This is a genomic window from Plantibacter sp. (genome assembly GCF_059073635.1).
On the sequence record NZ_JCACOF010000005.1, the window covers coordinates 94,320 to 114,114 of the forward strand.

At 70.0% G+C, this 19,795-nt stretch carries 18 protein-coding genes; 12 read left to right on the forward strand and 6 right to left on the reverse strand.

Annotated features, from left to right (window positions below):
- Positions 1-165 precede the first annotated feature (165 nt).
- From AC5JOC_RS04195 to pgm, 4 genes are all read left to right on the forward strand, one after another.
- Positions 166-1,734, forward strand: coding sequence for an alpha/beta hydrolase (locus tag AC5JOC_RS04195; RefSeq protein WP_494245493.1), 1,569 nt, complete (start codon positions 166-168; stop codon positions 1,732-1,734).
- Positions 1,735-1,859: 125 nt separating this feature from the next.
- A complete protein-coding gene (locus AC5JOC_RS04200) occupies positions 1,860-2,102 on the forward strand; it encodes a ribbon-helix-helix protein, CopG family (RefSeq protein ID WP_192006260.1) in 243 nt (80 codons plus the stop codon).
- 2 nt (positions 2,103-2,104) lie between these two features.
- Positions 2,105-2,545, forward strand: coding sequence for a type II toxin-antitoxin system VapC family toxin (locus AC5JOC_RS04205; protein ID WP_236555280.1), 441 nt, complete (start codon positions 2,105-2,107; stop codon positions 2,543-2,545).
- Positions 2,546-2,573: 28 nt separating this feature from the next.
- Positions 2,574-4,193 (forward strand): phosphoglucomutase (alpha-D-glucose-1,6-bisphosphate-dependent), encoded by a 1,620-nt coding sequence (pgm, locus tag AC5JOC_RS04210; RefSeq protein WP_079706448.1) that lies wholly within the window; start codon positions 2,574-2,576, stop codon positions 4,191-4,193.
- A 140-nt stretch (positions 4,194-4,333) separates the two neighbouring features.
- Here the strand turns inward: pgm and AC5JOC_RS04215 are convergent, their stop codons facing one another.
- On the reverse strand, positions 4,334-5,185 hold the full coding sequence (locus tag AC5JOC_RS04215) for a M15 family metallopeptidase (RefSeq protein WP_229939707.1): 852 nt from the start codon (positions 5,183-5,185) through the stop codon (positions 4,334-4,336).
- An 81-nt stretch (positions 5,186-5,266) separates the two neighbouring features.
- Here AC5JOC_RS04215 and AC5JOC_RS04220 point away from each other — a divergent pair, with 81 nt between their 5' ends.
- The 4 genes from AC5JOC_RS04220 (at position 5,267) to AC5JOC_RS04235 (ending at position 11,167) form a co-directional block, all read left to right on the forward strand.
- Positions 5,267-6,361 (forward strand): alpha/beta hydrolase, encoded by a 1,095-nt coding sequence (locus tag AC5JOC_RS04220; protein WP_494245495.1) that lies wholly within the window; start codon positions 5,267-5,269, stop codon positions 6,359-6,361.
- Between the two features lie 109 nt (positions 6,362-6,470).
- Positions 6,471-8,267 carry an MDR family MFS transporter gene (locus AC5JOC_RS04225; RefSeq protein ID WP_079706445.1) on the forward strand — a complete coding sequence of 599 codons (1,797 nt, stop codon included), beginning with the start codon at positions 6,471-6,473 and terminating at the stop codon, positions 8,265-8,267.
- Between the two features lie 300 nt (positions 8,268-8,567).
- Positions 8,568-10,016 (forward strand): GH1 family beta-glucosidase, encoded by a 1,449-nt coding sequence (locus AC5JOC_RS04230; RefSeq protein WP_494245498.1) that lies wholly within the window; start codon positions 8,568-8,570, stop codon positions 10,014-10,016.
- A 137-nt stretch (positions 10,017-10,153) separates the two neighbouring features.
- The gene (locus tag AC5JOC_RS04235; RefSeq protein WP_159876110.1) at positions 10,154-11,167 is read left to right on the forward strand and encodes a LacI family DNA-binding transcriptional regulator; all 1,014 of its coding nucleotides are present in this window, start codon (positions 10,154-10,156) and stop codon (positions 11,165-11,167) included.
- A 78-nt stretch (positions 11,168-11,245) separates the two neighbouring features.
- On the opposite strand, the gene AC5JOC_RS04240 is transcribed toward AC5JOC_RS04235, so the two are convergent.
- Positions 11,246-12,112 (reverse strand): DNA-methyltransferase, encoded by an 867-nt coding sequence (locus AC5JOC_RS04240; protein WP_079706442.1) that lies wholly within the window; start codon positions 12,110-12,112, stop codon positions 11,246-11,248.
- A gap of 70 nt (positions 12,113-12,182) precedes the next feature.
- Here AC5JOC_RS04240 and AC5JOC_RS04245 point away from each other — a divergent pair, with 70 nt between their 5' ends.
- The 3 genes from AC5JOC_RS04245 to AC5JOC_RS04255 all read left to right on the forward strand — a co-directional run bounded on the left by AC5JOC_RS04245 (position 12,183) and on the right by AC5JOC_RS04255 (position 14,092).
- Positions 12,183-12,476: a GNAT family N-acetyltransferase gene (locus AC5JOC_RS04245; RefSeq protein ID WP_159876114.1), complete on the forward strand. Its 294-nt coding sequence runs from the start codon at positions 12,183-12,185 to the stop codon at positions 12,474-12,476.
- A gap of 153 nt (positions 12,477-12,629) precedes the next feature.
- Positions 12,630-13,550, forward strand: a complete 921-nt coding sequence (gene ppk2 / locus AC5JOC_RS04250; protein WP_124767589.1) for a polyphosphate kinase 2 — start codon at positions 12,630-12,632, stop codon at positions 13,548-13,550.
- Between the two features lie 41 nt (positions 13,551-13,591).
- Positions 13,592-14,092, forward strand: a complete 501-nt coding sequence (locus tag AC5JOC_RS04255; protein ID WP_079706439.1) for a hypothetical protein — start codon at positions 13,592-13,594, stop codon at positions 14,090-14,092.
- A 72-nt stretch (positions 14,093-14,164) separates the two neighbouring features.
- Here the strand turns inward: AC5JOC_RS04255 and AC5JOC_RS04260 are convergent, their stop codons facing one another.
- From AC5JOC_RS04260 to AC5JOC_RS04275, 4 genes are all read right to left on the reverse strand, one after another.
- Positions 14,165-14,710, reverse strand: coding sequence for a HEAT repeat domain-containing protein (locus AC5JOC_RS04260; protein WP_192006272.1), 546 nt, complete (start codon positions 14,708-14,710; stop codon positions 14,165-14,167).
- A 91-nt stretch (positions 14,711-14,801) separates the two neighbouring features.
- On the reverse strand, positions 14,802-15,851 hold the full coding sequence (lplAB, locus tag AC5JOC_RS04265) for a lipoate-protein ligase LplAB (protein ID WP_079706437.1): 1,050 nt from the start codon (positions 15,849-15,851) through the stop codon (positions 14,802-14,804).
- Positions 15,852-15,908: 57 nt separating this feature from the next.
- Positions 15,909-17,327 (reverse strand): NAD(P)/FAD-dependent oxidoreductase, encoded by a 1,419-nt coding sequence (locus tag AC5JOC_RS04270; protein WP_494245502.1) that lies wholly within the window; start codon positions 17,325-17,327, stop codon positions 15,909-15,911.
- A gap of 169 nt (positions 17,328-17,496) precedes the next feature.
- The gene (locus AC5JOC_RS04275; protein WP_494245504.1) at positions 17,497-18,381 is read right to left on the reverse strand and encodes an alpha/beta hydrolase; all 885 of its coding nucleotides are present in this window, start codon (positions 18,379-18,381) and stop codon (positions 17,497-17,499) included.
- A 309-nt stretch (positions 18,382-18,690) separates the two neighbouring features.
- Between AC5JOC_RS04275 and AC5JOC_RS04280 the strand changes: the two genes are divergently transcribed.
- The gene (locus AC5JOC_RS04280) at positions 18,691-19,749 is read left to right on the forward strand and encodes a magnesium and cobalt transport protein CorA (RefSeq protein WP_064295772.1); all 1,059 of its coding nucleotides are present in this window, start codon (positions 18,691-18,693) and stop codon (positions 19,747-19,749) included.
- The last annotated feature ends 46 nt before the right edge of the window (positions 19,750-19,795 follow it).

Sequence of the window (19,795 nt, forward strand, 5' to 3'; positions counted from 1 at the left end):
CTATTCAAATCACGCCACTACCCGCCACAATGGATACAAGGGTGTATTGAGCGCTGCCGCTCGTCTCGGGAAGCGAGTTCACGGCCGTTCGTCTCCCCGATCTCGATGCGTGATCCATGTCGCGCGAGGCTCCACCCGACGGGCTGAGACAGGAACAGGAGTGACGTGACGAGTGTCTTCACCGACGCCGCCCCGCGGTCCACTCCCCGACTGAACCTGGCGAGCGGCAGCGAGGCCGCGTTCAGCCTCGGCTCCTCCTGGAGCCTCCCGTCGTTGTCGCTGCCGACCTGGGTGCACCGGCCGATCTCGGCGGCCCGCGCGACCCTCGTCAAGTCGCTCGTCATGACCGTCGCGATCGCCGCGATCCTGGCCGGCGTGGTCACGGTGACGCAGACCTCGACCGCCGGTGCGTCCGCGATCTCCGCCGCCGACTTCGCACCGGCGGCCTCCTCCGTCCCGACGATGACGGCCGCCGCCTTCACCACCGCCTACGCCGGGGATCTCGCCGCGGCGGCGACGACCCTCACGACGATGTCCTCATCGCAGGTCGCGCAGCTGTGGACCGAGCTCGCTCCTGGATACCGCGCACTGCTCATCACCGGTTACCCGGCGGTCATCGGCAACCTCGAGGGCGTCGCCTACACGGACCGGGCGACGGCCAACGTCTCCCGGCTCGCCGGCCTCCTCGCCGACACCGAGGCGAGCTACCGCTCGCTGACGGTGAGCAGCGACCAGGTCGACGGGCAGGCGGACTCGGCGGCCCTCGCCACGACCCTGTCGCGCCTGGACGCGATCAAGCTGCTCGCCGACCGGTACGCACCGGACGCGATCGCCGCCCGCCTCCAGCCGGAGTACCTGATCACGTTGCAGGCGGGCGGCTCCGGACCCCCGCGGGTCGCGGTCGCCGTCGGAGACGTGGACACCGCCGCCTACGTCACGGTGCTCGTCCCCGGGATGAACAGCAGCGCCCTCGAACTCGACGACTACCTGCGCGGGGCGAAGCGCATCCAGACCGCCGCAGCCGACAGTGCGGTCATCCTCTGGATCGGCGGACACAGCCCGAGCGCACTCGAGGTGCCGTCGAACGACCGGGCCATCGAGGGGGCTCCCCTGCTCGCCGGGGTGCTCGCCGGATACGACGCCGTCCGTTCCGCTCACGGCGTCGTCTCCCGGTTGAGCGTCGTGGCGCACTCCTACGGCACGGCGACGGCCTCGCTCGCGTTGGCGTCCGGCGACTATCACGTCGACGACTTCGTCATGCTCGGTTCGGCCGGCATCCCGACGGAGATCGGGATCGACGATCTGCACGTCCCGGCCGGCCGCGTCTACGCCTCCCAAGCGAGCGCCGACACCCTCGCCGGTCTCGGCCAGCTCCTGTCCGGTCGAGCCGACCCAGCGACGAGCTCCTGGGGCGCGACCACCTTCGGCTCGGACGGGCTGACGCTCGGCGACGGCGACCACCTCGGCGCCGTCGAGGGACACAACGCGGTCGGGTCGAGCAACGCCGACGACCGGGGCAAGTACCTCGGGCCGGCCACCGAGAGCCTCTACGCCATCCAGCGCATCGTCACGGGTCAGGCCTACGCGGTCGCCGACCTGACGACGCCCGGGTCGTCCCACCAGCGCACCTCCGTGCCGGACGCCGCGGGCGCCGGGGCGGGCGCATCCACGACGAGCACCTCCACGACCGCCTCCGCTTCCGCCTCGGCCGCGGCGCTCCTCGCCACGCGCTAGTCGACGGCCCTCCACAGGCACCCGGAGCAGCGACCTCTCCACAGATCTGTGTCGGCCCGCCCCTGCGCCGAGGGAACCGGGTAGCGTCGTTGACATACCGACATACGCCTTCGTAGGCTCGGCTCATGCGAACGACCATCCGACTCGCCGACGAGTTCTACGAGGCCGTCCGCGAGCACGCCTCGCAGGAGGGGAAGACCGTGACCGCCTACATCGAAGAGGCCCTGCGCGCGAAGCTGGCCGCAGCGGCCGCACCGCCCGAGCGGGAGCCCTACAAGGTCGTGCCGTACGGCCAGGGAGGACCCCGCCCAGGAATCGACCTCACGAACAACGCGCAACTCGAGGACATCATGGACGGTTTCGAGTGAAGGTGGTCGACACCAACGTCCTCATCGGCGCGTTCCGACCCGATTCACAACACCACCGCACGCTCGCAACCTGGTTGGAAGATGCCGTCCGATCGAGAGAGCCCCTGGGCGTCAGCGAAGCCGTGCTCGCGGGGTACATCCGGATCGTGACCCAGCGTCGGATCTTCGTCGACCCCACTCCGATCTCCGTCGCGCTCGAGCAGATGCAGCGACTCCGCGACGAGCCCGGCGTTCAGGTCGTCCGCCCTGGCCCGTCGTTCTGGACGGTCTTCACCTCGCTCTGTGCAGCGGTCGAGGCCCAAGGCAACCTCGTCTCGGACGCGGCCCACGCCGCACTCGCGATCGAACACCGGGCCACCTTCGTCACGCTCGATCGCGACTTCGCGCGCTTCCCCGACCTCCGCTGGGAATCGCCACTCGCCACGGGTCAAGCGCCTTCCTGACATCGGTCGTTCCTGCCAGACTGGTGCGATGAACGATCGCGCAGGTACCCCCGCCACCGAAGCAGATCTGATCGACGTCCCGTCGCTCATCGACGCGTACTACACGCTGAAGCCGGACGTCTCGATCCCCGAGCAGCGGGTGGTGTTCGGCACCTCCGGCCACCGCGGCTCCTCGCTGAACACCGCGTTCAACCAGGACCACATCGCCGCCACCACGCAGGCGATCGTCGAGTACCGCGCGAGCCAGGGGATCACCGGGCCGCTCTTCATCGGCTCCGACACCCACGCGCTCAGCGGGCCGGCGCAGACGACGGCCCTCGAGGTCCTGGTCGCCAACGGTGTGCGCGTCCTGGTCGACGAGTTCGACGACTTCGTGCCGACCCCGGCGCTCAGCCACGCGATCCTCAAGTACAACGCCGAGGGCAACGGCGACCAGGCGGACGGCATCGTCGTCACGCCCAGCCACAACCCGCCGGCCGACGGCGGCTTCAAGTACAACCCCCCGCACGGCGGACCTGCCGACTCCGACGCGACCTCCTGGATCGCGAACCGCGCCAACGAGCTCATCGCCGGTGGGCTGCACGACGTCAAGATGGCGGAACCGTCTGCCGTCGAGACGTACGACTTCCGCGGCAACTACGTCGACGACCTGAAGCACATCATCAACCTCGACGCCATCAAGCGCAGCGGGATCCGCATCGGTGCCGACCCCCTCGGCGGTGCGAGCGTCCACTACTGGCAGGCGATCGCCGACCGCTACGAGATCGACCTCACCGTCGTGAACCCGCACGTCGACCCGGCCTGGGCGTTCATGACGCTCGACTGGGACGGCAAGATCCGCATGGACCCGTCGTCGCCCTCCGCCATGGCGGCGCTCGTCGCACGACGCGACGAGTTCGACCTCCTCACCGGCAATGACGCCGACGCGGACCGCCACGGCATCGTCACGCCCGACGCCGGGCTCATGAACCCCAACCATTACCTCGCCGTCGCGATCGACTACCTCTACGCGAACCGGCCGGGTTGGCGCGAGGACGCAGCCGTGGGCAAGACCCTCGTGTCGTCGTCGGTCGTCGACCGCGTGGCCGAGTCCCTCGGACGCCGCCTCTGGGAGGTCCCGGTCGGCTTCAAGTGGTTCGTTCCCGGTCTCGTCGACGGCTCGGTCGGCTTCGGTGGCGAGGAGAGCGCCGGCGCGAGCTTCCTCCGCTTCGACGGCTCGGTGTGGACCACCGACAAGGACGGCATCCTCCTCTGCCTGCTCGCCGCCGAGATCCTCGCCGTGACGGGCAAGACCCCTTCGGTGCTCTACCGGGAGCTGACCGAGCGCTTCGGCGACCCCGTGTACGAGCGCGTCGACGCCGCCGCCTCGAAGGAACAGAAGGCGCGGCTCGGCAAGCTCGACGGCGACGCCATCACGGCGACCGAGCTCGCCGGCGACCCGATCGTCGCGAAGCTCAGTCACGCGCCGGGCAACGACGCGGCCATCGGCGGCGTCAAGGTCGTGACCGAGCACGCGTGGTTCGCCGCGCGTCCGTCCGGCACCGAGGACGTCTACAAGATCTACGCCGAGTCGTTCAAGGGCGCGGAGCACCTCAAGCTCGTCCAGGCGGAGGCGAAGCAGATCGTCGACGCCGCCCTCGGCGCCTAGGCAGCCGACGCCTCGACGGGCTCGGTGAGCGGACACACGCTCGCCGAGCCCGTCGCCTGCATCCGGGCCTGTCGCCTAGGGACGAGCCGACCCCCGGTCCCTGAGCCCGCTCCGCCCCGGTCCCTGAGCCTGTCGAAGGGCTAGTTCAGGTACCCGGGAGCCGCCGGGAGCCCGAAGAACTCCTCGAGCGTCGTCACGCCCGTGTTGTGCATCTCGGTCGCGAGCGGCACGCCGATGTAGCGGTAGTGCCATGGCTCGAACGAGAAGCCGGTGACGTCGACCTTGTCGGCCGGGTACCGCAGGAGGAACCCGAAGCGGTAGGCGTTCGCGGCGAGCCACTGCCCCTCCGCCGTGTCGCCGAAGCAGGTGTTGAGCGAGCAGTTGCCGCTCTCGGCACCGATGTCCATCGTCCAGCCGGTCTGGTGCTCGCTGTAGCCGGGGCGCGCGGTCGTCGAGTCGTCGGGTTCACTGTTGTACACCGACACCTGGCTCGAGTAGCTGCGGTACGCGCTGTTCGAAGCGAGCGACAGGCCGGCCTCTGCCGAGGCGGTGTCGAACAGCTGCACGATCGCGGCGGCGGCCTCGGCACGCAACAGCGGGTCCCACGTGTGGGCGACGGGGACGGACACGAGGTCCGGTGGTGTGTAGTCGACCGGGTTCAGCGGCCGGGTCTTGTTGACGACCACCCACGGGCTCAGCGGGTCGTCGATCGAGTAGGCGGCCTTGTCGAACGCCGGCGGGGCTGGGGGCGCGACCGGAACCGTCTCCGTCGGCGTCGGCGTGGGGGTCGGCGTCGGGGTGACGGACGGGGTCGCGCTCGGCGTCTTCGTGGCGGCGGCCGGGGTGGGCGTGGCGCCGCCGGCGATGTTCACGACGAGCACCACGAGCAGGATCGCGAGCGCGGCGGCCAGGACGCTCAACGCGATCACGCGGTTGCGTCGGACGCGCCGCGAAACCGGGCGTCGGTGGGAGGGCTGGTGGGCTGCGGTCACACGTCGAGCCTAACCGCGACACGGCGCATGCGCCTCTGCCACACTGTCGACAGGCTTGCACACCGGACGAGGGGCCCGACCATGACCGCAGGGACGCCAGCACACCACGCGCCGACGCACCGGAAGCGCCCGCGATTCCGTCGGCTCCTGACCGCGGCCGCCGTCGTGATCGGTCTCGGCCTCGTCGTCGCGGTCATCGCGGCCATCACCCCGTGGCCGTCCGCGCTCCTCATCCGCTCGGTGTTCGAACGCGGCGGTGCTGCGACGGTCGCCGAGATGGAACCGTACGTCCCCGACACGAAGCTCACGGAGTTCCGCGACATCGCGTACGCGGCACCGAGCGGCGGCCGACCACAGGTGGACACCACCCTCGACGTCTTCACCCCAGCGGACGGCACCGAACCGCTGACCACGATCGTCTGGATCCACGGCGGCGCCTGGATCTCCGGCGAGAAGGGCAACGTCGAGCCCTACCTCCGCATCCTCGCAGCAGCGGGGTACACGACGATCGCGGTCAACTACACGATCGCTCCCGAGGCCGTCTATCCGACGGCCGTGAACCAACTCAACGACGCCCTCGCGTACATCTCGGAGCACGCCGCCGAGTGGAACGGGAACCCGGATCGCCTCGTGCTCGCGGGCGACTCAGCGGGATCGCAGCTCGCCAGCCAGCTCGCCGTCCTCACGACCAACCCCGACTACGCGACGCTGTCGGGCATGACCCCTGGTATCGACGCCGACCAGCTCGTCGGGACGATCCTCAACTGCGGGGTCTACGACCTGCCGTCGATGGCCGAGCTCGACGGCATCGGCGCCTGGGGCCTCCAGACCGCCCTCTGGGCCTACGCGGGTACGAAGGACTGGTCGGAGACGTCGACCGGCGCGCTCATGTCGACGATCGACTTCGTCACCGCCGACTTCCCGCCGACCTTCATCACCGGCGGGAACGGCGACGCGCTCACCTGGTTGCAGTCGGTCCCGATGAGCAGCGCCCTCGAGGACGCCGGCGTCGACGTCACGAAGCTGTTCTGGGCCGCGGACCACGAGCCGGCACTCCCCCACGAGTACCAGTTCCACCTCGACCTCGACGACGCCCACGTGGCACTCACGGCCACCCTGGACTACCTCGCGGCGCTCGACGCGAACCTCGACGCAGCGCCGACCACCACGCCCTGACCGAAGCGGTTGCCGCGGAACTTGCGCCGGGTGTAAGTTTGCACACTACGCAAAATCCCCAACGTCGGTGCGCCTGCAAACCGGCGCGCCCAGAGTCGAACGAGACCGCATGTCATCCAGTTCCCCCGCCTCGACCGAGCCGTCGGGATCCGCCCCCGTCCTCAGTCACCGGCAGATCCTCTTCATCATCTTCGGCCTCATGGCCGGGATGTTCCTCTCCGCACTCGACCAGACCATCGTCGGCACCTCGATGCGCACGATCGCCGACGACCTCGACGGCATGGCCCTCCAGGCGTGGGTCACCACCGCGTACCTGATCACCTCGACCGTCTCGACGCCGATCTACGGCAAGCTGTCCGACATCTTCGGCCGCCGCCCGCTGTTCATCATCGCGATCTCGATCTTCCTCATCGGCTCGCTCCTCGCCGGCATGTCCGGTTCGATGTACGAGCTGGCGATCTTCCGTGCCATCCAGGGCCTCGGCGCCGGTGGCCTCATGGCCCTGCCGCTGACGATCATGGGCGACATGCTGGCCCCGCGCGAGCGCGCCAAGTACCAGGGGTACTTCCTCGCGGTCTTCGGCGTCTCGAGCGTCATCGGCCCGCTCATCGGCGGCCTGTTCGCCGGTGCCCCCGAGCTGCTGTTCATCACCGGCTGGCGCTGGGTGTTCCTCATCAACCTGCCGATCGGTGTCATCGCGCTCGCGATCGTCCTCCGTTTCCTGCACATCCCGCACACGCGCCACAGCGTCCGCATCGACTGGTGGGGTGCCGCCACGGTCGTCCTCGCCGTCGTGCCGCTGCTGCTCGTCGCCGAGCAGGGCCGCATCTGGGGCTGGGCCTCGGCCGGGTCCATCGCCTGCTACGCCATCGGGGTCGCCGGCATCATCGGGTTCATCCTCGTCGAGCGGGCCATGGGCGACGATGCGCTCATCCCGTTGAAGCTCTTCAAGAACTCGACCTTCCGGGTCGCCACCATCCTCGGCGTGCTCGTCGGGTTCGGCATGTTCGGCGCGATGATGACGGTGCCGCTGTTCCTGCAGCTCGTCGAGGGCGCGACGCCGACCGAGTCCGGCCTGCTGATGCTGCCGATGATCCTCGGCCTCATGATCTCGTCGATCGCGAGCGGCCAGATCATCGCGCGGACCGGCAAGTACAAGGCGTTCCCGATCGTCGGGACCTTCCTGCTCCTGAGCGGCTTCTTCTACTTCAGCTTCGCGACGGCCGACAAGCCGGTCTGGTGGATGATGGGCGGCATGCTGCTCGTCGGCCTCGGACTCGGCCAGCTGATGCAGACGCTGACGATCGCGAGCCAGAACGCCGTCGAGGCACGCGACATCGGGGTGGCGACGAGCTCGTCGACCTTCTTCCGTCAGATCGGTGGAACGCTGGGCACGGCCGTGATCTTCTCCGTGCTCTACACGCGGATCCCGACGACCATCGCGGCGGCGTTCGCCGACCCGACGCTCAGCGAGCGGGTCCGGGCTGCGGCGCAGGACCCGGCCGTGCTGTCGGACCCGGCGAACGAGGGCATCCTCAAGGTGCTGCAGCGGGCGCAGGAGAACAGCGGCTCGGCCGGTTCCGCGCTCGACGGCGACACCTCGTTCCTCGTCGGTGCGAACCACGACCTGGCCGCGCCGTTCCTCACGGGGTTCGCGGATGCGACCGTGACCGTGTTCTGGGTGAGCTTCGCGGTGGTCGCCGTCGCGTTCGTGCTGAGCTGGTTCCTCAAGGCGCCGCCGCTGCGGGCGAAGTCCGCGCTGCAGGAGCGCACCGACGCCCAGGCCGCGGAGGACGCCGAGGACGAGTTGTCGCTCGCCGCCCAGCGTGCCGCCGAGCTGGCGGGGTCGCAGCTGTCACCCGACACCGCGAGCAACCGCGTCGTCGATCCGTCCGCCCGTCGCTGACCGTCGTTCGTCGGTTTGCCAGCGCACCGCGCTGACGTGAGCGCGGGGTGACCGCCGCCAGCGCACCGCGCTGAAGGGTCATCCGGGTGCCAGCGCGCGCTGACGTGACCGCTGTCGAATCGGCGTCACCGCGGCCCCAGCGCGTGAGCGCGCCCCTCCGGAGGGGCGCGCTCACGCCGCAGACCCGCGCTCGCGTCAGCGCACCGCGCTGGCGCCACACCCCACCCACACATCAGACCAGCATGAGAGCGCTCTCAGCAGGCGATAGCATGGGCGTGCACCCAGCCACGAGGAGCTTCGATGACGCACGCCCCCCAGCCCACCACCCGTCCGGCCCTGATCCTGCCGCCGTTCCTCTGGGGTTCCGCCACCGCGGCCGCCCAGGTCGAGGGAGCAGCGCACGAGGACGGCAAGGAGGACTCCATCTGGGACGCCTTCGCCCGGGTGCCCGGCGCGATCGCCAACGGTGACGACCTCGAGGTCGCCGTCGACCACTACCACCGCACCGCCGGCGACGTCGCGATCATGTCCGAGCTGGGCCTCGACGCCTACCGCTTCTCCACGAGCTGGGCGCGCATCAAGCCGGGCGACCGCGACGTCAACCCCGCCGGCCTCGACTTCTACAGCCGTCTCGTCGACCAGCTCCTCGACGCCGGCATCCTCCCCTGGCTCACCCTGTACCACTGGGACCTCCCGCAGGCGCTCGAGGAGCAGGGCGGCTGGACGAACCGCGACACCGCCCTGCGCTTCGTCGACTACGCCGAGGCCACCTACGAGGCGCTCGGCGACCGCGTCCAGCACTGGACGACCTTCAACGAACCGTTCTGCTCCTCCCTGCTCGGCTACGCCGTCGGCGTGCACGCACCCGGCCGCCGCGACGAGGCCGCCGCGCTCGCCGCCATCCACCACCAGCACCTCGCCCACGGCCTGGCCGCCACGCGCCTCCGCGAGCTCGGTGCCGAGCAGATCGGCATCACCCTCAACCTCACGAACGCGATCCCGGCGGACCCCACCGACCCGGCCGACGTCGACGCCGCCCGCCGCGTCGACGGGATCATGAACCGCATCTTCCTCGAACCGATCGTCCTCGGTGCGTACCCGGCCGACGTCGCCCACGACCTCGAGGGCCTCGGCCTCGACACGCTCGTCCACGACGGCGACCTCGAGACCATCTCCGCCCCGATCGACTTCCTCGGCGTCAACCACTACCACGACGACCTCGTGTCGGGTCACCCCGACGACTCCGGCGCCGACGGCGGCCACTCCGGCGCGACCGAGCGCGAGGCCGGTTCGCCCTGGCTCGCCTCGCCCGACATCTCCTTCCCGAGCCGCGGACTCCCGCGCACCGCGATGGACTGGGAGGTGCACCCCGCCGGCCTCCGCACCCTGCTCGTCCGGCTCGGCCGCGAGTACCCGACGCTGCCGCCGCTGTACGTGACCGAGAACGGTGCGGCCTACGACGACGTCGTCGCAGAGGACGGCCGCATCCACGACGTCGACCGCGACGCCTTCATCCAGGACCACATCGACCAGGTGGAACTCGCGATCGCCGACGGTGCCGACGTGCGCGGCTACTTCGTCTGGTCGCTGCTCGACAACTTCGAGTGGGCGTACGGCTACGACAAGCGGTTCGGCATCGTGCGGGTCGATTACGACACGCAGGAGCGCACGATCAAGGACAGCGGACTCGCCTACGCGCGCCGCATCGCCGCCTCGCGTGTGGTGCCCGCCGTGGCGGAGCTTCCCTGACGCAGGAACACTCCGGCGTGTCGCGATCGAGGGGACGCGACACGCCGGTCACCTCCTGAGGAGCGGCACCGGCCACGGACGTCCAGACGCCCGGCGATACACTGCACTCGACACGCTCACCCGCTCGGAAGGGGACGATGATGCAGTCCGGTCAAGGAGCCCCCACGCTCGAGATGGTCGCGGCCCGCGCAGGCGTCTCCCGCGCGACCGTGTCGCGCGTCGTCAACGGCTCACCGAAGGTCACGGCCGAGGTCGTCGCCGTCGTGAACGAGGCCATCGCCGCGCTCGACTACGTCCCGAACCGCGCCGCCCGGTCCCTGGCCTCCCGCCGAACCCAGGTCATCGCGCTCGTCGTTCCGGAGTCGACCGCCCGGGTGTTCTCGGACCCCTTCTTCGCGTCGGTCGTGCAGGGCGTCGCGCTCGAACTGGCGGAGACCGACTACACGCTCAACCTCCTCATCGCGAGTGAGGCGAACTCCGAGAAGACCCGTCGCTACCTGCTCGGCGGCAACGTCGACGGCGCGCTCGTCGTGTCGCACCACAGTGGCGACCACTCGTACACCCGACTCGGCCGGGAGCTCCCGATCGTGTTCGGCGGTCGCCCCATGGGTGCCGACGTCGTCGACAGCACGTACGTCGACGTCGACAACGTCGAGGGCGCGAGGACCGCGGCCCGCCACCTCATCGAGGCCGGCCGGACGCGGATCGCGACGATCGCGGGCCGTCAGGACATGCCGGGTGGGGTCGACCGACTCGCGGGGTGGCGTGCGGAGCTCGAGCTCGCGGGTCTTCCACACGACCTCGTCGAGGTGGGCGACTTCTCCCCGGCCGACGGCGCTGCCGCGATGCGGCGTCTCCTCGCCCGCGGCGTGCCCATCGACGGGCTCTTCGCCGCGAACGACCAGATGGCCGCCGGCGCGTACTCCGTCATCCGCGAGGCCGGCCTGACGATCCCCGGCGACATCGCCGTCGTGGGCTACGACGACGACCGCTACGGCGAGACCGCCGCACCGCCGCTCACGACGATCGCGCAGTCGCCCGTCGACCTCGGCGCCGAGATGGCGAGGGTGCTGGTCCGTCGCCTCGCGGGCGAGCCGGTCGAGCGCGTCACGATGATGCCGACCCGCCTCGTCCCGCGCGCCTCCGTCTGACCCTCCCCGCCAGCCCGCGAACTGTCACCAGACGACAGTCCCGGGCGCAGCGACTGTGCTGAACTGACAGTTCGCGGGCTAGGAGAGGCGGGCGCGGATGATCTCGAGCGCCTGCGGGTTCTCGTCGACGAGGACGTAACGACGGCCGAGCGCCTTCGCGACCGCCCCCGTCGTGCCGCTGCCGGCGAAGAAGTCGAGCACCCAGTCGCCCTCGCGGGAGGACGCCTGCACGATACGACGCAGGATGCCCTCCGGCTTCTGGGTCGGGTACCCGGTCTTCTCGCGACCGGTCGGGGAGACGATCGTGTGCCACCAGACGTCGGTGGGCAGCTTGCCGCGCGCCGCCTTCTCCGCGGTGACGAGCCCGGGCGCCATGTAGGGCTCGCGATCGACGGTCGCGTTGTCGAAGTGGTACCCCTTCGGGTCCTTCACGTAGACGAGGATCGTGTCGTGCTTCGTCGGCCAGCGGCTCTGCGCCTTCGCGCCGTAGTCGTAGGCCCAGATGATCTCGTTGAGGAAGCACTCCCGGCCGAAGAGGGCGTCGAGGAGCACCTTGGCGTAGTGCGCCTCGCGGTAGTCGAGGTGGAGGTAGAGGGTGCCGTCGGCGGCCAGGACGCGCCAGGCCTCGACGAGACGCGGCTCGAGGAAGCCCCAGTAGTCGTCGAAGGCGTCGTCGAAACGTCGGAGGTCGCCGCGGATGCGCTCGTACGCCTGCCCCTTGAATCCGGCGAAACGGTTCACCCCCGTCTCGGCCGTCCGCACCGAGGTCGAGGAGTGACGACGTTGCACCCGCCCGGTGTTGAACGGCGGGTCGAGGTAGATGAGCGTGAACGACTCGTCGGGCAGCTGCGCCACGACGTCGAGGTTGTCGCCCTCGAGGACGAGGTCGGGGCCGTCCGGGGTCCATCGCAGCGGCACTTCATCGGCTGCTGCGGCGAGGGACATGTGCCTATTCTGGCAGCCAGCAGCCCGCACACCCGGGAAGGAACGATCGGCCCCGCGCGTTGTACCGCGTATGACCACGGAGTTCGCCAACGAGACCGATGCCCAGCGCTACACCATGCACGTCGACGGCCAGCTGGTGAGCGTCGTCGACTACCGGATCTCCGGCGACTCGATCTCGTTCCCCCGCACCTTCACCACGCCGCCCTTCCGCGGCAAGGGGTACGCGGGTGACCTCGTCGCCTACGCGGTCGACGACGTCGAGCAGCACAGCAAGCGGCGCATCGTGCCGATGTGCTGGTACGTGGGCGAGTGGTTCGACGCGCACCCCGAGCGTCAGGACCTCCTCACCCGCTCCGCCGGCTAGCCACCGTTCACAACTCAGGGGCACTCCGGCGCGTCGCGATCGGAGGCCCGTCCTCGGCGCTGACACGCCGGACGCGTCCTGAGTTGTGAACCGCCACCAGCGCGTCACCCACCGGCCACCTGACGGTTACGCGCGGGGACTAGCGTCCCGACCATGCAGCAGCTCGTCTCGCACTACGCCCCGCCGCCCGCGCTCGACCAGGTCGACGGCTACCAGGTGGTCGACGTCGACGACGACGACCCCATCCTGCTCGACGCCTCCGGCAGCCACATCGACACGTGGCGCGAGGGCTACCCGTACGCCGAGCGCATGTCGCGAGAGCAGTACGAGAGCGACAAGCGACTGCTCCAGATCGAGCTGCTGAAGCTGCAGAACTGGATCAAGGCGAACGACCGTCGGCTGGTCGTCGTGTTCGAGGGACGCGACGCGGCCGGCAAGGGCGGCACGATCAAGCGCTTCACGGAGCACCTCAACCCGCGCGGCGCCCGCGTCGTCGCGCTCGAGAAGCCCACCACCCGCGAGTCCACGCAGTGGTACTTCCAGCGCTACGTCCAGCACCTGCCGGCCGCCGGCGAGATCGTGCTGTTCGACCGGTCCTGGTACAACCGCGCGGGCGTCGAACGCGTGATGGGGTTCTGCACCCCGGCGCAGTACGACGAGTTCATGCGCCAGGCCCCGCTGTTCGAGCAGATGCTCGTCGGCGACGGCGTCGACCTCGTGAAGTTCTGGTTCTCCGTCTCCGCCGACGAGCAGCGCACGCGCTTCGCGATCCGCCAGGTCGACCCGGTCCGGCAGTGGAAGCTCTCCCCGATGGACCTCGCCTCACTCGACAAGTGGGGCGACTACACCCGCGCGAAGGAGGCGATGCTCGAGGCGACGGACACGGCCGACGCGCCGTGGACGATCGTCAAGAGCAACGACAAGAAGCGCGCCAGGGTCGAGGCGATGCGGCATGTGCTGCACCGCTTCGACTACGACAACAAGGACCACGAGGTCGTCGGCACGCCCGACACCAACATCGTCGGGCCAGCGGCCTCGGTCTACGAACGCGGCGAGCGCAACCTCGGCGACTGAACCGGGGACGCCGGGCCGCAGCGCCCGCTATCCTCTGGATCATGCAGCCGAAACCGTCACCGTTGCGACGCCTCACCTCGTCGAGCGCGATCTACGGCACCGTCGTCTACGCCGGCCTCGTCGGCGCGTCGAGTGTGTACGAGGAGGACGACGTCGAGCAGGTGCTCATCACGAGTGCGCTGACCCTCATCGTGTTCTGGCTCGCGCACGTCTACTCGGCCGCCCTCGCGCACCACGGCGACGACCGGCACGAGGCGTTGGTGACGCTCGGCGCGTCGATCAGGCACGGGTTCCAGGAGTCGTCCGGGATGCTCCTGTCCGCCGTCCTTCCGACGATCCCGCTCGTGTTCGGCGTCGCCGGCGTGCTCAGCCATGAGCACGCCGTGATCCTGGCGTTGCAGGTGTCGACGCTGATGCTCTTCGTGCTCGGGTGCGCGGCGTTCGTGGTGCGCGGGTCACGCTGGTGGTGGTGTCTCCTCGGCGGCGTCGCGACGGCCCTGTTCGGGATCGTGATCATCCTGCTCGAGGCCGGCACCCACTAGTCCGGCCCGCGACGGGTCCCGAATGGCTGGTGTCGAGCGTCCGGGACCCACCGTTCGAGCCCCTTCGCGAGCTCAGCGGCGGGCGGCGAGCGCTTTCGCGGACTGCTGCGCGGCGCGACGGACCTCGCGGTCGGGGTCGCGGAGGAGCGCCTCGAGGAGCGGCTTGGCGTCCTCACCACCGACGACGGCGAGCGCCCGGGCTCCGGCAGCGCGCACACGGGCGTGGTCGTCGCTCAGCAGTGGTGCGATCGCGGCGACGTCGCCGATGCGGCGTTCGGCGCAGACGCGCGCGGCCATCTCGCGGACGCGCCAGGCCTGGTTGCCGAGTGCTCCGATGACGGGCGCGGTCGCCGAGTCGTCCCACACGTGCAGCAGGGCGCGGGTGCCCCAGAGCTCGGGCCAGTACAGCGCGGGCGCTCCGCCGAGGATGCCCTCGGCGTGGTGTCCGCCGACGACGCGGAGGAAGTCCTCACCCTCGTAGCGACCGGCGAGGAGGGACACGCAGCGTTCGACGACCCGGGTCTCGCTCTCGGCGGCCACCGCGTCGGCGAGCCGCTGCTCGAGGGACGCCTGCGTGGCGGGGGTCGACGGGTCGGGTGTCTCGTTCTGCGCTGTCATCGTCCCCCCACCCTAGCCCGCGAGCTGTCACCAACGGTGGGTGATGCAGCCGCACACCCGCCACTGGTGACAGTTCGCGGGCTGCGGCAGGCTACGGGACGCGGGTGAGCCAGGCGTCGGTGGCGAACTTGTCGGTGACGAGCTGCTCGGCGGCGGCGCGCTCGGCATCCGTGACATGGCCAGGGGTCGCGCCGGTGATCTCGACGAAGGTGTCCTTCATGCGATCGATGATCTCGGCCCGCGAGAGCCCGGTCTGGCTGCGGAGCGGGTCGACGCGTTTGGCGGCCGAGGTGGTGCCCTTGTCGCTGAGCTTCTCGCGCCCGATGCGGAGCACCTGCGTCATGAGCTCGCCGTCCATGTCGTAGCTCATCGTGACGTGGTGCAGCACGGCGCCGTTCCCGAGCCGCTTCTGCGCGGCACCGCCGATCTTGCCCGACGGGCTCGTGATGTCGTTGAGCGGCTGGTACGTCGCCTCGATGCCGAGCGAACGGAGGGCGACGAGCACCCAGTCGTCGAGGTAGGCGTAGGAGTCGGCGAAGGTCATGCCGTTCACGAGCTCGGCCGGGACGTAGAGCGAGTAGGTGATGATGCCACCGCGCTGCATCATCATCGCGCCACCGCCGGAGACGCGGCGGACGACCTCGAAGCCGTTCGCCTTCGCGTTGTCGAGGTCGACCTCGTTCTTGAGCGACTGGAAGCTGCCGATGACGACCGCCGACTGGTCCCACTCCCAGATGCGGAGCGTCGGACCGCGGCGGCCCTCGCCGACCTCGTTCGTCAGCACCTCGTCGAGCGCGAGGTGGAGTTGCGGCGACACCGAGCCCTCATGGATGAGCTGCCAGTCGTAGTCGCCCCAGCCCGTCGCCTTCGCGAGGGAGCGGCGAATGGCCGTCGCGACCGCCTCGGGCGTGAACCCGAGGAGCACGGCGTCCTCCGGCAGGGCGCCGCGGATGGCGGCGGCGAGACCTGCGGCGTCCGTGGTGGCGGGGAGCCCGGTGACGGCGCGGTCGATCAGCGCGAGCGCGTCGTCGGGTTCGAGGAAGAAGTCACCGGCGAGGCGGAAGTCCGCGATGCGGTCGTCGACCACCTCGAGATCGACGACGACGAGCTTGCCACCCGGGACCTTGTACTCACCATGCATGCCCCCAGCCTATTCCTGGACGGCGTCCGGATTCCCCGGAAGGGGCGTCGAACCAGGTCAGGAGTCGAAGCCGATGCCGAAGCGGTCCATGACCTTCAGGAGCAGGCCGTCGCGGCCCTCGTTCGCGTCGGAACGGGCGACCGCGCGGCGGACGGTCTGGATCGCGGGGTTCGCGATGGGCTCCGGCGGGATGGGGATCGGTTTGGACCGGACCATCTTCAGGCGGGTCAGCTCGGTCGACTCACCACTCAGGAGATCGAGCATGACCTTCGCCCCGAAGCGCGTCGCGCCGACCCCGAGCCCGGTGAACCCGGCGCTGTAGGCGACGCGTCCGCCGAGGGCCGTGCCCTGGAACGCCGAGAGCCGCGAACACATGTCGATCATGCCGCCCCACGCGTGGGTGAACCGGACGTCGAGTTGCGGGTAGGTCGTGAAGAAGTGGTCGGCGAGGGTCTCGAACGTCTCGCGGCGCTGATCGTGCTCCGGTCGGATCCTGCCACCCCGGTGGTAGACCGCGTCGAAGCCGCCGTAGAGGATGCGGTCGTCGGCTGACCGGCGGGAGTAGTGGAACTCACGACTCGAATCGGCGATGCCGAAGCGGTCGGTCCACCCGATGCTCTCGAGCTGCTCCGGGGAGAGCGGCTCGGTCATGAGCACGTAGTCGTACACGGGGATCGTCAGGAGCTCCGTGCGCTTGAGGAGCGACGGGAAGCCGTTGGTGGCGAGCGCGACCTGCCGAGCCTGTACCCCGCCCTGCTTCGTGGTCACCGCGACGCCGTCGCCCGAGCGCCGCAGCCGGGTCGCCGGGGTGTGCTCGAAGACCCGCACGCCGAGCTCGATGCACGCGCGCTTCAGACCCCAGGCGAGCTTCGCCGGGTGGACGAGCGCGGTGCTCTTCCACTCGCGCTGACCAGCCAGGTACACCGGCGAATGCACGAGTGCCTGGACAGCCTCGCGATCGAGGAACACACCGTCCCCCGACACCTCGCGCAGCGCGTCCACCTGGTGCGGCTCGGTCGCGACCGTGAGCACACCCGTGTGCTCGAACTCGGCGTCGATCCCGAGGCGGTCGAGCGTGGCGACGAACTCGTCGAAGTTCTCGTCCGCCAGGCGATCGAGCTCCGGCAGTTCGTCGGCGAAGTGGCGCTCGCCGTTGTCGACGCCGTGGGTGAGGCTCTCCTCGAAGAAGCCGCCGTTCCGGCCACTCGCCGCCCAGCCGACCTCCTTGCCCTCGATGAGCACGACGTCACGCGAGGGGTCGGCCTCCTTGGCGATGAGCGCCGTCCAGAGTCCGGAATAGCCGCCACCGACGACCAGGAGATCCGCCGTGACCTGGCCGACGAGTCGAGGCTCCGGCGACGGCCGATCAGGGCTGTCGAGCCAGTACGGGACCGTGCTCGCTCCCGCGAGCGACCGCGCGATGCGCTCCGCCGAGTTCCGTCTGCGGTGGCTGTAGGTGGGTCCGTCCGAGGTCACCGGGTCTCCTCTGCGTCGAGTGTGGGTGCCGCGACTGTACCCCGCGGCCTCTGAGCTTGTCACCGGGTGGTGGCGTTCGCTGCCCGTCGACAGGCTCAGGGACCGGAGCGGGCGCTCACGGACCGGGCGGGCGCTCAGGCCGGGGCGGGCGCTGCCGGGCCGGGGCGGCTCAGGTGCGCTTGTCGAGCCACTCCACGACGTCGCGCTCGACGTCCTCGCGGTTCAGCTCGTTGAAGATCTCGTGCCGCGCCTCGGGGTAGATGACGAGCGTCACGTCCGTCAGCTTCGACCGCTTCACGTACGCGTCGCGGAGGAGGGTCAGGCCACGGACACCACCGAGGGAGTCGTCGGATCCGCCCAGAATCAGTACGGGCAGCTTGCGCGGCAGACGCTTCGGCGGGCGACCGAGGAAGGCGAACGCCTGGATCGGGTTCCACACCGGGGTGACGCCGATGTCGAAGTTGCGCTCGTCGGCGGCGAATGCGGCCCAGGCGGCCGGGTCGCGGTTGAGCCACTCGAGACCGGTCTTCCCGGTCTTCCGCCAGCGCTTGTTGAGGTCGCCGGCGTTGATGACGCCGGGCATCGCGAGCGAGGTGCCCGAGAGGATGAGGAGCTCGTACAGATCGTGTTCGGCGACGACCTTCTGCGCCATGAGCGAGCCCCAGCTGTGCCCGAGCAAGGCGAGCCGCGACTCGGGGAAGCGGGTCCGCAGGTACCGGCCGACGGCGGCGACGGAGTCGATCGCACCCCGGGTCGTCCGCGGGCCGAGCTTGCCGAGGCCGAGGTGCTCGAGCCCCGTGCGACCATGGCCGCGGTGGTCGTCGGCCGCGACCGTGTACCCCGCGTCGTTGAGCCGTGCGGCGAGGCGCCCGTAGCGGAGGGCGTGCTCCCCCGCTCCATGGGCGATGTGCACGACGGCCCGAGGGTTCGGCACCTCCCACAGGTAGACGTAGACCGTGACGCCGTCGTCGTCGACGATCGTCTCGGTCGCATACGGTCGCGGCTCGACGGGGCGGTTCGCGTCGTCGACGGGTGGCGGGGTCTGCTCGCTCATCCCGCCAGCGTAGGCCCTCGGCCCGGCGGCGTGGCGAGTCCGTTTGCAGTTCCCGGAGGGCAGGCGTACGGTGAACGAGGCCCGAACGGCGGGCCGGCAGGTTTCGACGGAAGCGAGGTGAGCGGCCATGGCTGGTGACAGTATCCGCGCCATCGCATCGACGAACCGCCTCGCCTCCCTCACCCGGTAGGCGCTGCCACCGCCGGTGCCGAGGCGCCCTCACTCACACCTCCCCGGGTGCGATCCACCGCGATCGCCTGCACCCGCGCGGCCGCCGCACGTTCCCGTCGATCGATGGACGGAGACCTCATGGCACTCATCGACAACGGCATCTACGTGACCGGACGGCGCTCGGCGAGCCCGCGATCGCTCGACGCGACGTACGAGCTCCTCAACGAACAGCGCGGCATGGCCTGGATCGGCCTGTACCGCCCGGAACCGTCGGAGATCCGCTCCGTCGCTCAGGAGTTCGACCTGCATCCGCTCGCCGTCGAGGACGCCCTGAAGGGCCATCAGCGGGCGAAGCTCGAACGTTACGGCGACACGCTGTTCGTCGTCCTGCGTCCCGCCCGCTACCTGGACGAGGAGGAGCGGGTCGAGTTCGGCGAGGTGCACCTGTTCGTCGGACCCGGGTTCGTCGTCACGGTCCGCCACGCGGAGAAGCCCGACCTCGGCCAGGTCCGGCGGCGACTCGAAGCCCGGCCCGACATCCTCGCGCTCGGCCCCGACGCCGTCCTGCACGCCGTGCTCGACCAGGTCGTCGACGGCTACGGTCCCGTCGTCGCGGGGCTCGAGAACGACATCGACGAGATCGAGGACGAGCTCTTCGGCGACGCTGCGGACGTCTCGCGTCGCATCTACGAGCTGCTGCGCCAGGTCATCGCGTTCCAGCGCGCGACCACGCCCCTGCGGGCCATGCTCCACGGCCTGCTGCAGGGCGCCGACAAGTACGGTCTCGACGAGGAGCTGCGCAACGGCTTCCGCGACGTGCTCGACCACACCCTCCGGATCGCGGAGCGCGTCGACTCCTTCCGTCACCTGCTCCGGAACGCGCTGACGGTGCACGCGACGCTCATGACGCAACAGCAGAACGAGGAGATGCGACGCCTCTCGGAGGCGAGCCTCGCGCAGAACGAGGAGTCGCGTCGGATGAGCGAGACGGCGCTGGCGCAGAACGAGGAGATCAAGCGGATCTCCTCCTGGGCGGCGATCCTCTTCGCCCCGACACTCATCGGCACCGTCTACGGCATGAACTTCGACGACATGCCGGAGCTCCACTGGCAGTTCGGCTACCCGGTCGCGATCGGAGCGATGCTCGTCCTCTCCGGCACTCTCTACGCCATCTTCCGAGCGCGCCGCTGGCTCTGACCGCACCCCAGCCCGCGAACTGTCACCAACGGTCAGTCCTGCACCC

Coding starts and splice junctions, on each gene's coding strand:
- AC5JOC_RS04245 (WP_159876114.1), top strand. CDS start 12,183: ATGACCACGGAGTTCGCCAACGAGACCGATGCCCAGCGCTACACCATG.
- AC5JOC_RS04235 (WP_159876110.1), top strand. CDS start 10,154: ATGATGCAGTCCGGTCAAGGAGCCCCCACGCTCGAGATGGTCGCGGCC.
- AC5JOC_RS04260 (WP_192006272.1), bottom strand. CDS start 14,710: ATGACAGCGCAGAACGAGACACCCGACCCGTCGACCCCCGCCACGCAG.
- AC5JOC_RS04275 (WP_494245504.1), bottom strand. CDS start 18,381: ATGAGCGAGCAGACCCCGCCACCCGTCGACGACGCGAACCGCCCCGTC.
- AC5JOC_RS04225 (WP_079706445.1), top strand. CDS start 6,471: ATGTCATCCAGTTCCCCCGCCTCGACCGAGCCGTCGGGATCCGCCCCC.
- AC5JOC_RS04280 (WP_064295772.1), top strand. CDS start 18,691: ATGGCACTCATCGACAACGGCATCTACGTGACCGGACGGCGCTCGGCG.
- AC5JOC_RS04220 (WP_494245495.1), top strand. CDS start 5,267: ATGACCGCAGGGACGCCAGCACACCACGCGCCGACGCACCGGAAGCGC.
- pgm (WP_079706448.1), top strand. CDS start 2,574: ATGAACGATCGCGCAGGTACCCCCGCCACCGAAGCAGATCTGATCGAC.
- ppk2 (WP_124767589.1), top strand. CDS start 12,630: ATGCAGCAGCTCGTCTCGCACTACGCCCCGCCGCCCGCGCTCGACCAG.
- AC5JOC_RS04230 (WP_494245498.1), top strand. CDS start 8,568: ATGACGCACGCCCCCCAGCCCACCACCCGTCCGGCCCTGATCCTGCCG.
- AC5JOC_RS04240 (WP_079706442.1), bottom strand. CDS start 12,112: ATGTCCCTCGCCGCAGCAGCCGATGAAGTGCCGCTGCGATGGACCCCG.
- AC5JOC_RS04255 (WP_079706439.1), top strand. CDS start 13,592: ATGCAGCCGAAACCGTCACCGTTGCGACGCCTCACCTCGTCGAGCGCG.
- lplAB (WP_079706437.1), bottom strand. CDS start 15,851: ATGCATGGTGAGTACAAGGTCCCGGGTGGCAAGCTCGTCGTCGTCGAT.
- AC5JOC_RS04200 (WP_192006260.1), top strand. CDS start 1,860: ATGCGAACGACCATCCGACTCGCCGACGAGTTCTACGAGGCCGTCCGC.